The following is an 11,210-nucleotide window of genomic DNA, read 5'->3' as shown; positions in this document are numbered from 1 at the left end:
GCACCAGTCGAAGAAAGCCGCCGCCAGCGGCTGGATCGGCTCGGCACTCGAGTACTACGACTTTTTCATCTACGCCACCGCGGCGGCGCTGATCTTCCCGCAGATCTTCTTCCCGAAGGGCGACCCGAAGACCGCCATCATCGCCTCGCTGGCCACCTACGGCGTGGGCTACGTCGCGCGGCCCATCGGCGCCTTCGTGCTGGGCCACCTTGGCGACACGCATGGGCGCAAGAACGTGCTGCTCTGGTGCATGTTCATGATGGGTTTCTCGACCATCGGCGTGGGCCTGCTGCCCACCTATGACCAGGTCGGGCTGATGGCCCCGGCGCTGCTGGTGCTCCTGCGCCTGATCCAGGGCTTTGCAGTGGCGGGCGAGATCTCCGGCGCCAGTTCAATGATCCTGGAGCATGCCCCCTTTGGCCGGCGCGGTTTCTTCGCCAGCTTCACGCTGCAGGGTGTGCAGGCGGGGCAGATTCTGGCGGCCGCCGTGTTCCTACCGCTGGCCCACTACATGCCGGTCGAGCAGTTCAATAGCTGGGGCTGGCGCATTCCCTTCCTGCTGAGCTTCGTGGTCATCATCGCCGGCTGGATCATCCGCCGCGAGGTGCACGAGACGCCGGCCTTCAAGGAAGAACTGCGGCAGCAGGGGCGCGCCCGGTCGCCCGTCGTCGATGCCTTCAAGTACAGCACGCCCGACATGCTGCGTGTGGTGTGCATGGCGCTGATGAACGTGATCCCGGTGGTGGCCACCATCTTTGGCGCGGCGTATGCGGTGCAGCCGGCGTACGGCGTCGGCTTCGCCAAGGACGTCTACCTGTGGATTCCGGTGGTCGGCAACATCGTGGCGGTGCTGGTGATCCCCTACGTCGGTGACCTGTCCGACCGGATCGGCCGCAAGCCGCCGATCATCCTCGGTTCGCTGCTCGCCGGCCTGTTCGCCTTCGCCTACCTCTACGCGATCAGCATCAAGAACGTGCCGTTCGCGTTCGTGATGTCGCTGCTGATGTGGGGCGTGGTCTACCAGGGCTACAACGCGGTGTTTCCGAGCTTCTACCCCGAGCTGTTCCCGACCCGCACCCGCGTCTCCGCCATGGCGATCGCGCAGAACGTCGGCACCGCCATCACGGCGATGCTGCCGGCCCTCTTCACGGCCGTGGCGCCCCCCGGTGCCGACAACATCTGGCTGACCGTGGGTGCCATCGCCTTCGGCATTACCGTGATCGCCGCGTTGGCCGCGCTCACCGCCCGCGAGACCTATCGCATCCACATGAACGATCTGGGCCAGCCCAGCGCACAGCCGGTAGACAAGGCCGAGTACGATCGCCAGCGGGCCGTGGCCTTGGCCGCGTGAGTGCCAGGCGCCATCCGAGAGACCATCTCCTGACCATGATTTCTGGAAAGACCACCCTCATTGCACACATCGGCTATCCGACCGAGACCTTCAAGTCGCCGATGATCTACAACCCCTGGTTCGAGCAGAAGGGCATCGACGCCGTCGTGGTGCCCATGGGCGTCAAGGCTGAAGATTATGCGCAGAGCTTGGCGGCGATCACCCGCTTCACCAACCTGCGCGGCGCGCTGGTGACCATGCCGCACAAGGTGGTCACCGTGGACTTGGTGGACGAGGTCACCCCCGCTGTGCGCATCGCCGGTGCCTGCAATGCGGTGCTCAAGCGCCCAGACGGCACGCTGCTGGGCGACCAGTTCGACGGTGCCGGCTTCGTGCGCGGCGTGCTGAACAAGGGGCGGACCCTCAAGGGCGCGCGCGTGCTGGTCTCTGGCGCAGGCGGGGTGGGCTCGGCCATTGCCGCCTCACTGGCCGCCGCCGGCGTGGGCGAGCTGGCGCTGTATGACACGCGCGCCGAATCGGCCGAGGGGCTGGCGCAGCGGCTGCGCGAGCACTATCCGGCGCTGACGGTACGCACCGGCTCCAACGATCCCGATGGCTTCGAGGTCGTGGTCAACGCCACGCCGATGGGCATGAAGGAGGACGATCCGCTGCCGTTCGACATCGCCCGCATCGCACCCGGCTGCTTCGTTGGCGAGGTGGTGATGAAATCGGAGTACACGCCGCTGCTGCGCGCGGCTCGCGACAAGGGCTGCGAAGTCCAGGTGGGCACCGACATGCTGTTCGAGATGATTCCGGCCTATCTGGAATTCTTCGGCTTCGGCAGCGCGACTGCGGAAGAGTTGCGCCGGACGGCGGCCATCGCGTACTGAGTGCGTCCATGAGGTTGGGGTCTTGTGACATATGAAACGTCTGCTCGTGGATCGACACGCATGATCCGCCGCGCGCCCCTGAGCTTCGCACTGCTGCTGCCGTTCCTGCTGTCGGCGCAGCCGGTGGCGACCGACAGCTACCTGCCGGCGTTGCCCGCGATCGCTGCCGCGCTGGGCTCGGCCAGCTCCAGCCTGACCGTGTTCGCGCTGGCCTTCGGCATTGGACAGTTGCCGATGGGCAGTCTGGCCGACCGCTTTGGCCGCCGGCCGGTGCTGCTGGCCGGTCTGGCCGGCTACGCCGTGGCGGCGCTGGCCGGAGCGCTGGCGATGAGTACGCTCATGCTGACCGCGGCACGCGCGCTGCAGGGGTTTGCGATGGCGGCGATCCTGGTGTGCACACGCGCGGCGGTGCGCGACCTGCACTCGGCCAGCGATGGTCCGCATGTGATGGCGCGTGGCCTCACGGGGTTGGGCATGGTCGCCCTGGTCGCGCCGATCCTCGGTGCCTACGTCGCGCAGCATGCGGGTTGGCGCTGGGTGCTTGCAGGCATGAGCCTGTATGCGCTTGTGCTGTGGGTGATGTGCTGGCGTGGCTTTGCGGAAAGCAAACAGGAGGCGCCCGCAACGCAGATGCCGCCAGGTGGCGTGCGCGAAATCTTTGCGAGCGCGGAGTTTCGGACATGGGCGCTGTTGGCCGCCACGACCTATGCAGGCGTCTTCTGCTTTCTGCTGCTCTCGCCGATGGTCTACATCGGCTACCTGGGCCTGTCGCCGCAGCTGTACGGCTGGATACCCGCCGGCGGCTCGCTGGTCTACATCGTGAGCACCATCGGCTGCCGGCGCCTGCTGCGCCGCCAGGGCGTGCTGCGCACCGTGCGACAGGGCGCCATGCTGAGTCTCGCGGGGGCCGTCATCCAGGCGCTGGGCTGCTGGTGGTTGCCCGGTCACGCTTGGCCGCTGCTGCTGGGCCATGGGGTGTATTGCCTGGGGCACGGTATCCACCAGCCTTGTGGGCAGGCCAATGTGGTGGGCGGTCTGCCGCACCTCGCGGCGCGCGCGGTGTCGTGGTCCGGCTTCATCATGATGTTTGCCGCCTTCTGCATGGGGCAGACGGCCGCGGCCTTTGTCGATCCGCACTACCGCTTCGGCGCCTGGCCGATGGTGGTGCCGATGCTCATCGCCGGATCAGTATTGGCGGGCATTGCGTTCGGCTGGTTGCCGAAACTCAGCCACGCGGCGCCGTCCGCGTTGCCCGCACGGGGGATGCCCGTTCAGTCTGAGTAGGGCACCCGCGGCATGGGCATGGCCAGGGCGGTCGGCAAACCTGCCGCACCGCCATGCCCTGCCGGGGCTCGGCTCAATGCGCCGCCGTCGATGCGCTTTGCGCGCTGACGATCGGTTTGCCCGCCGGATCAGCGTCGGTCGATTTGCGCAAGCGCTCCACCGCCTGGGCGGACACCGCCGGTGCCTGGTTGCCCCAGCTGCCGCGGATGAAGGTCAGCACATCGGCCACCTGCTGGTCGGTCAAGCGCCAGGCGAAGTCCGGCATCGCCAACGCGGTCGGAGCGTGCTCGGTGGAGGGCATGGCGCCGCCCTTGAGCACGATGTGGATCAGCGAGGTCGGGTCGTTGCCAATCACTACTGGGTTGCCCGCCAGTGCCGGGAACGTCTTGGACGCACCCTTGCCGTCGGAGCGGTGGCAGGCTGCGCAGTTGTCGACGTACAGCCGCGCGCCGACCGCCTGCAGATTGCCCGCACGCAGCGCCGCCGTGGCCGGGTCGACCGCATTGGCATCCGGCTTGGCCGTGGCTGCCATGGCGACTGCGGCATGGTCGGTGGTATCCGCCTTGCCCGTCAGCGACTTCAGGTAGACGCCGATGGCATGCAGGTCGGCATCGGTCATGTACTGCGTGCTGTTCTGCACCACGTCGGCCATCGCGCCAAACACGGCGGTTTTCTCGGTGCGGCCGGTCTTCAGGTACTGCGCAATTTGCTCGGGTGCCCAATCCTTCAGGCCGGTCGGCAGATTGCCGGCCAGCGTCGGGGCATACCAGTTGTCGAGCGACGCGCCGCCCAGGTAGTGGGCGCCGTCCTTGTTCGACAGCGCTTTCTCCTGCTCGGCGATGCCGCGCGGCGTGTGGCAGGCGCCGCAATGGCCGAGACCCTGCACGAGGTAGGCGCCGCGGTTCCACTGCGCATCTTGCGCCGGGTCCGGTTGATATTCGCCGGCTTCCGTAAAGAGCCAGTTCCACGCATGGATGGCGACGCGCAGGTTGGCCGGCCACATCAGGTGATCGCGCTTGTCGGGCTCGGCCACCGGCGCCACGCCATGCATGAAGTACGCATACAGCGCGCGCATGTCGTCCGTCGTGATCTTGGCGAATGACGGATAGGGCATGGCCGGATACAGTGGCTTGCCATCGCGGCGGATGCCGTGGCGTACCGCTTTGTCGAAATCCTCGAAGCTGTCGCGGCCGATGCCGTGGGTCGGGTCAGGCGTGATATTGGTCGAGTAGATCGTGCCGAACGGCGAGTTCATCGGCAGGCCGCCGGCAAAGGGCTTGCCGCCCGGCGCCGAGTGACAGGCCACGCAGTCACCTGCACGCGCGAGATATTCGCCACGCTTGATGAACTGGGCGTCCGTGCCGGCCGGCATGGCAGCGGTGAGTGCGGAGGCGTCAGCGGATTGCGCGGTGGCCTGCAAGCCCCATGCGGCGAGGCCGGCTGCCAGCGCCAGCGCCGCACCGCCCACAGTGAATCGTTGGATCGTCTTGTTCATGTCGGGCCTCGCTTACACCTGCACCAGCGGGCCGGGGTGCTTCAGATACTGTTCGCGGATCGCGCGCGCCGACCAGTACGCCAGCGCGCCGACCAGCCCGGTCGGGTTGTAGCCGATGTTCTGCGGGAAGGCCGACGCACCCATCACGAACACGTTGTGCACGTCCCAGCTCTGCAGGTAGCGGTTGAGCACGCTGCTGTCGGGGCGCTCGCCCATCACCGCGCCGCCCACGGTGTGGGTGGTCTGGTAGGGGCGCACGTCGTAATGCTCGCCGAACTGCTTGGCGCTGATGGCGATCGACGCCGGGTTCATCGCGCGGCCGATGTCCGCCACCTTGTTGGTGATGTACTGCGTCATGCGGATGTCGTTGTCCTTCCAGTCGAAGGTCATGCGCAGCAGCGGCTGGCCGTAGGCGTCGCGATAGGTCGGGTCGAGGTCGAAGTAGTTGTCCCGATACGACATCACCGAACCATGCGTGGCGATGTTGACGGTGTGGCCGTAGTGCTTCTTGATGGCCTGCTTCCAGCCCTTGCCCCAGGCCGGTGTGCCCGGTGGCAGCGTGGTCTGCTGGATCGGCCGGCCGCCGGTCTGGTTGACCATCACATACGCGCCGCCGATGAAGTTGTGGGGGGCGTGGTCAAAGTGGTCGCCGTTGAAATCGTCGATGACCTGGCCGCCGCCACCGGCGCCGATGAACGGGTTGATCGGCACGTCTTCGTTAAAGAATGCCGAGACACCGCCCATCATCTGGTACGCGTAGTTCTTGCCGACCACGCCTTCGCCCGTTTCCGGGTTGTAGGGCTTGCCGATGCCCGACAGCAGCAACAGGCGCACGTTGTTCATCTGGAACGAGCACAGGATGACCATGTCGGCCGGCTGCTCGACCTCGCGGCCCTGGGCGTCGATGTAGGTGACACCAGTGGCGCGCTTGCCGGACGCATCGAGGTTGACGCGGATCACCTGCGACTGTGTGCGCAGCTCGAAGTTGGGCCGCTTCTTCAGCACCGGCAGGATGGTGGTCTGCGGCGATGCCTTGGAGTAGTTGAAGCAGCCGAAGCGCTCGCAGTAGCCACAGAAGTTGCACGGCCCCATCTGCACGCCGTACGGGTTGGTGTAGGCCTGCGAGGCATTGGCCGCCGGCATCGAGAACGGGTGATAGCCGAGTTCCTTCGCCGCCTTGGCGAACATCGAGGCGCCGTACACATCGGCCAGCGCCGGCAGTGGGAATTCGCTCGAACGGCGGCCCTCCAGCGGGTTGCCGCCGGCGATGATCTCGCCATTCAGGTTGCCCGCCTTGCCCGATACACCGGCCACGCGCTCGAAGTGCGCGAAGTACGGTTCCAGCTCTTCATAGCTGACGCCGAAGTCCTGGATGGTCATGCCCTCGGGGATGAACTTGCGGCCGTAGCGCTCGATCACGTGGCTGCGCAGGCGCAGCTCTTCGGGCAGCACGCGCCAGTGCGCGCCGTTCCAGTGCACGCCCGCACCGCCCACGCCGTTGCCCGGCAGGAAGGAGCCGAGCTGGCGATAAGGCACCGCGCGATCGCCCACGTTGTGGCGGACGGTGACGGTCTCGCGCGCGAGGTTCTGGAACAGCTTGTAGCGGATGCCGTAGGCCAGCTCATCGGCGATGCGCGGATAGGCGAAATCGGGGTAGGTGTCGCGGGATTCGCCGCGCTCCAGCGCGACCACGTCCAGCCCGGCGGAGGTCAGCTCCATGCCCATGATGGCGCCGGTCCAGCCAAAGCCGACCAGCACCGCGTTGACGGGTTTTTTCTTGATTGTCATGTCGCGCCCCTTAGCCCTGTTGACCTTCGACGCTCACGGGGCCGAGCGGATAGGCCTCGCCGTGGCGGCTGACCCAGTCGGCGTAATCGGCCCGCGCGCCGGGGAAGCCGATCATCTTCCAGCTGCCCATGTTGCGGTTGCCGCCGTACATCGGATCGGCCAGGTAGCCCTCGCGGGTGTTCTCGAGCAGGAAGTTGAAGAAATCGCGGCCGCTGACCTGTTCGAAAGTCAGCTTGCCGCCCTCGAGCGCGAACAGCACGTTCTCCTGCTGCTCGTGCGAGGTATCGGCAAAGCGCTTGCCGTAGTGGGTCTTGCAGTGCGCATCCACCGCCGCGATGCCCAGGCGGTATGACTCGCGCGGGGTCAGCTTGGATTGGTAGCCGAGCGTGGCCGGTGCTTCGAAAAACGGGCCCTGCATGTACCAGCGCGCAGCGTGGCCGAATTCACCCTCGAGCTGGCGGTCGATGAACACCGGCACGTCGAGCGACAGGGCGCCGGGGCCGGTCTCGTCTTCGGGAATCAGCCGGTCGCACGCGGCGCGCACGAAGGCCCATTCCTCTTCGGTGAAGAAGCGCGGCTTGGCGGTGGAGGGCGGTGCTGCCGATAGCGCGGCGCTTTGCGGGGCGGAGGGCGTGCCGGTGCGCGATTCGCAGGCGGCCAGCGCCGACAACGGCACGATGGCGATGGACTGGCGCAAGAAGTTGCGCCGGCCACGCGGCGCATCGGCTGCGGGGGACTTGGGGGTTTTCATGGTGGGGTTTTGTAGGGACATTGCCGTGAGCATCGAATCCGATGTGTGGGCAATCACACGACAAAACTACCGGAGAACCCCCGCTCCACGCGGTGATGCAACCCAATTTAACAGGTGTTGCGCTGGTTTCCGGTGGCGGTTGGGGCGGGCTTAGGCTAAGAAACGCGGCTCGCTGCAACAGAGTTCACATGTCGACGACAAATGCGCACATCTGCTGGCCGAGCGCGATGGCGGTGTCGTTCAACCGGGGTCAAGCCCGCTTGCGCGCAGGCCGCCGTCCGGCTTCCTGCAGGAACGCCATCGCCCGCGCCTCGCCGGTGTAGGCCGTGTTGACACGCACCCACGGCGACACCTCCATGTTGGGTCGGAAGTAGTTGCCTGGGGCGAGCGTCACGCCGTGCCGCTGCGCTGCGGCGACCAGCTCGCGCGAATCCTCCACATGCGGCACGCGTGCCCACAGGAAGTTGCCGCCGGGCGGATGGTGGAACACCTCCCAACCGGCATCGGCGAGCACGTCGAGCGAGGCGATGACCGAATCGCCGATGCGCTGGCGCAGCCGCTCCACGTATTTGCGATACGCACCGCGCTCGAGCAGCGTAGCGACCACGGCCTCGGCAAAGCGCGAGCCGCCCACGCTGGTCAGCATCTTCACGTCGGTCAGGTCTTGCACCAGCTCGCGCTTCGCAATCAGGTAGCCCACGCGTAGCGACGCCGACACCGTCTTGGAAAACCCGCCCACGTAGATCACGTGCTCGAGCTGATCCAGCGTTGCCAGCCGCGCGGTGGGGTCGCCCTGGATGTCGGCAAAGATGTCGTCTTCCACAAACAGGAAGCCGTGCCGCCGCGCCAACTCCAGCAGGCGGAACGCTACCGGCGGCGACAGCACCGAGCCGGTCGGGTTGTGCAACACGCTGTTGATGAAGAACAGCTTGGGCCGGTGCTCGCGCAGCATGGCTTCGGTGACGTCCACGTCGGGGCCGTCGGCCGTGCGCGGGATGCCGACCAGCTTCACGCCGTGCAGCCGCAGCAGCCCGAACACGTTGTAGTAGCCGGGGTCTTCCACGAACACCGTGTCGCCCGGCTTGAGCAGGTGGCGGATGACGAGGTCGATGGCCTGGCTCGCGCCCACCGTCATCAGGACGTTGGGCAGCTCCGCCTGGATGCCGAGCTGGCGCGCGCGCATCATGATCTGGTGGCGCAGCGCGGGGTTGCCCAGCGGCATGGCGTAGTCGATCACCGCCTCCACGTCGGTGCGCGAGACCTGGCGGATGGCCTGCGTGAGGCCGGCCATGTCGCGCCAGTCGGCGGGCACGAAGCCGCCGCCGAGCTTGAGCGTGGCGTCGGGGTAGCTGAACTGTTCGAGGATGTGGTCGGATTCGATCTCTGCCCGGCGCGGGTCGGACCAGCCGCGTCCGCCCCGGCCGGTCAGGCCGCTTTCGGCCACGTAGAAGCCCGAGCCGTGGCGCGAGTCCAGCAGGCCGAGCGACACCAGCCGGTCGTACGCCTCGATCACGGGAAACCGGCTGATGCCGTATTCGGCGGCCAACTGTCGGATCGACGGCAGCTTGGCGCCGGGCCGCACGTCGTTGTCGCGGATCCACGCCTGCACGCCGGCCACGATCTGGTCGGCAAGGGGAACGCGGGTGGTGGCGTCGATCAGCAGTTTCATGGCGGGGCAGCCTCGCGGTGAAGGATGCAGAACAGTTGAGCGGAACTGTTCGTGAGTGTTCGTATTGTAGCGAGCTGTCGTGCAACGGGTGGTCGGCCACCAAACCGCCGCGCTGCCGCGGGCTTATGCGGTTGGCATCCATCGAAGGGCGGTTTTATTCGTTTTATCAAATATCACCCACGGCTAGAGTGGGCTTGTCCATCACTCACTGTTGCCTAGCCGGAGGTCCGATGTCTGTCACCACCGTTCATGCCCTTGCACCTGTGCGCGATCCGGCCGTCCAGGCCGTGCTCGACAGCGTGTTGTCCACGTCGTCCGACGCGCTGATCGGGCGTGCGCGCGCACAGGCCACGGCACGGGGCCTGCGCTATGCGGGCGGTCTGACACCGGCGGAGGCTTGGGCGCTTGTGAGCCGTGGCGAGGCCGTGCTCGTTGACGTGCGTACCGCCGAGGAACGCAAATACGTAGGCCGTGTGCCCGGCACCGCGCACGTCGCCTGGCAGACCGGCCCGGCCCTGATCAAGAACCCGCGCTTCCTGCGCGAGCTGGAGAAGGTGGCACCCAAGCATGCGGTGGTGCTGCTTCTGTGCCGCAGTGGCAAGCGTTCGGCCGCCGCTGCGGAAGCGGCCACGGTGGCCGGTTTCGCCAACGTCTTCAACGTGCTCGAAGGCTTCGAGGGCGACCTCGACGCGCTGCAGCAGCGCGGCGAATCCGGTGGCTGGCGCCGCTGGGGCCTGCCCTGGCAGCAGGACTGAACACCGCGCCGCAACCAGACCAAAACCAACGCATTGAACAAGGGGAGCGACGATGAGCGAAAGCGTCATCGCGGGGCGGCCTGCGCCTGCGCCTGTGCAGGACCCAGGCTGGCAACTGGACCGCATCGTCAACGAACTGCGCGCGGCGCGGGCCGACTGGCGCGTGCGCCACGGCCGCACCGAGGCCACCGGCCGCGAACTGCCTTCGCGTGAAGCCGTGCGGCAGATCCTGGAGGCACTGCGCGGTGCGCTGTTCCCCATGCGCCTCGGGCCCACCGAGCTGCGCGAGGAGAGCGAAGACTTCTACGTCGGCCACACGCTTGACGCGGCGCTCAATGCGCTGGTGACGCAGGCCCGGCTGGAGCTGCGCTACGCCGCCCGCCAGCAGGGCACCCATGAGCGCGATCTGGAAGCCGAGGCCGTGCAGCTGGTCCGCGATTTCGCAGCGGCCCTGCCGGCGCTGCGCCGCCTGCTCGACACCGACGTCCTGGCCGCCTATCACGGCGACCCGGCCGCGCGCAGCGTCGACGAGGTGCTGCTGTGCTACCCCGGCATCCTCGCTGTCATCCACCACCGCATCGCGCATCACCTGTACCAGGCCGGGCTGCCGCTGCTCGCGCGCATGGTGGCCGAGACCGCGCATGCCGACACCGGCATCGACATCCACCCCGGCGCGCAGATCGGCAGCGGCTTCTTCATCGACCACGGCACCGGCGTGGTGATCGGCGAGACCGCCGTGATCGGCGAGCGCGTGCGCATCTACCAGGCCGTGACGCTGGGCGCCAAGCGCTTCTCCGCCGATGCGGAGGGGCACCTGGAGAAGGGTGCACCGCGCCATCCGGTGGTGGAAGACGACGTCGTCATCTATGCCGGCGCGACCCTCCTCGGGCGCATCACCATCGGGCGCGGTTCGTCCATTGGCGGCAACGTTTGGCTTACGCGCAGTGTGCCGCCTGGGAGCACTGTCACACAGGCCAACGTACAGAGCGATGCACCGCAGGTGCGCAGCGAGGCGGCCGCCGCGCGCTGATCCATCACACACGCATCCCCCGTTTTTTTCCACCGCGCCCCTCCTGCAAAGCGGGGTGCTCTTTCGAGTGAAGTTGGGAGTCATTGCATGGCAGAAGCAGATACCTTTGACGTGCGCACGGCGCTGGGCGATACCGCCGCGCGCCAGTTGGCGAACGCGACCAAGACCGTTCCGCAGTTGTCCACCCTCAGCCCGCGCTGGCTGGTGCACCTGCTGCA

At 67.2% G+C, this 11,210-nt stretch carries 9 protein-coding genes; 5 read left to right on the top strand and 4 right to left on the bottom strand.

Annotation, left to right across the window (positions count from 1 at the left end; all coding sequences use genetic code 11):
* The 3 genes from QZ609_RS19490 to QZ609_RS19480 form a co-directional block, all read left to right on the top strand.
* The coding region (locus tag QZ609_RS19490; RefSeq protein ID WP_295498296.1) for an MFS transporter at positions 1 to 1,351 on the top strand (1,351 nt) is incomplete at its 5' end.
* 35 nt (positions 1,352 to 1,386) lie between these two features.
* Complete coding sequence (locus QZ609_RS19485) at positions 1,387 to 2,220, top strand: ThiF family adenylyltransferase (RefSeq protein WP_295498293.1); 834 nt, start codon at positions 1,387 to 1,389, stop codon at positions 2,218 to 2,220.
* Between the two features lie 60 nt (positions 2,221 to 2,280).
* Positions 2,281 to 3,504, top strand: coding sequence for an MFS transporter (locus QZ609_RS19480; RefSeq protein ID WP_295498290.1), 1,224 nt, complete (start codon positions 2,281 to 2,283; stop codon positions 3,502 to 3,504).
* 73 nt (positions 3,505 to 3,577) lie between these two features.
* On the opposite strand, the gene QZ609_RS19475 is transcribed toward QZ609_RS19480, so the two are convergent.
* The 4 genes from QZ609_RS19475 to QZ609_RS19460 all read right to left on the bottom strand — a co-directional run bounded on the left by QZ609_RS19475 (position 3,578) and on the right by QZ609_RS19460 (position 9,207).
* Positions 3,578 to 4,999, bottom strand: a complete 1,422-nt coding sequence (locus tag QZ609_RS19475; RefSeq protein ID WP_295498287.1) for a cytochrome c — start codon at positions 4,997 to 4,999, stop codon at positions 3,578 to 3,580.
* Positions 5,000 to 5,011: 12 nt separating this feature from the next.
* The gene (locus QZ609_RS19470; RefSeq protein WP_295498285.1) at positions 5,012 to 6,787 is read right to left on the bottom strand and encodes a GMC family oxidoreductase; all 1,776 of its coding nucleotides are present in this window, start codon (positions 6,785 to 6,787) and stop codon (positions 5,012 to 5,014) included.
* Between the two features lie 10 nt (positions 6,788 to 6,797).
* Entirely contained in the window at positions 6,798 to 7,538 is a 741-nt protein-coding gene (locus QZ609_RS19465; protein ID WP_295498283.1) for a gluconate 2-dehydrogenase subunit 3 family protein, read from the bottom strand.
* A gap of 250 nt (positions 7,539 to 7,788) precedes the next feature.
* Entirely contained in the window at positions 7,789 to 9,207 is a 1,419-nt protein-coding gene (locus QZ609_RS19460; RefSeq protein WP_295498281.1) for a PLP-dependent aminotransferase family protein, read from the bottom strand.
* Positions 9,208 to 9,437: 230 nt separating this feature from the next.
* Between QZ609_RS19460 and QZ609_RS19455 the strand changes: the two genes are divergently transcribed.
* Together QZ609_RS19455 and epsC are read left to right on the top strand one after the other, a co-directional pair.
* Positions 9,438 to 9,962, top strand: coding sequence for a rhodanese-like domain-containing protein (locus QZ609_RS19455; protein WP_295498278.1), 525 nt, complete (start codon positions 9,438 to 9,440; stop codon positions 9,960 to 9,962).
* Positions 9,963 to 10,014: 52 nt separating this feature from the next.
* Positions 10,015 to 10,992, top strand: a complete 978-nt coding sequence (gene epsC, locus QZ609_RS19450) for a serine O-acetyltransferase EpsC (protein WP_295498276.1) — start codon at positions 10,015 to 10,017, stop codon at positions 10,990 to 10,992.
* The last annotated feature ends 218 nt before the right edge of the window (positions 10,993 to 11,210 follow it).

Source organism: uncultured Ralstonia sp., from assembly GCA_913056305.1.
Lineage (GTDB): Bacteria > Pseudomonadota > Gammaproteobacteria > Burkholderiales > Burkholderiaceae > Ralstonia.
The sequence above is the reverse complement of the archived record's forward strand: the minus strand, read 5'-3'. Positions and strand labels throughout refer to the sequence as shown.

Bases quoted from the DNA above. Each gene is read 5' to 3' on its own strand.
- QZ609_RS19485 (WP_295498293.1), top strand. From the start codon at position 1,387: ATGATTTCTGGAAAGACCACCCTCATTGCACACATCGGCTATCCGACC.
- QZ609_RS19480 (WP_295498290.1), top strand. From the start codon at position 2,281: ATGATCCGCCGCGCGCCCCTGAGCTTCGCACTGCTGCTGCCGTTCCTG.
- QZ609_RS19475 (WP_295498287.1), bottom strand. From the start codon at position 4,999: ATGAACAAGACGATCCAACGATTCACTGTGGGCGGTGCGGCGCTGGCG.
- QZ609_RS19470 (WP_295498285.1), bottom strand. From the start codon at position 6,787: ATGACAATCAAGAAAAAACCCGTCAACGCGGTGCTGGTCGGCTTTGGC.
- QZ609_RS19465 (WP_295498283.1), bottom strand. From the start codon at position 7,538: ATGAAAACCCCCAAGTCCCCCGCAGCCGATGCGCCGCGTGGCCGGCGC.
- QZ609_RS19460 (WP_295498281.1), bottom strand. From the start codon at position 9,207: ATGAAACTGCTGATCGACGCCACCACCCGCGTTCCCCTTGCCGACCAG.
- QZ609_RS19455 (WP_295498278.1), top strand. From the start codon at position 9,438: ATGTCTGTCACCACCGTTCATGCCCTTGCACCTGTGCGCGATCCGGCC.
- epsC (WP_295498276.1), top strand. From the start codon at position 10,015: ATGAGCGAAAGCGTCATCGCGGGGCGGCCTGCGCCTGCGCCTGTGCAG.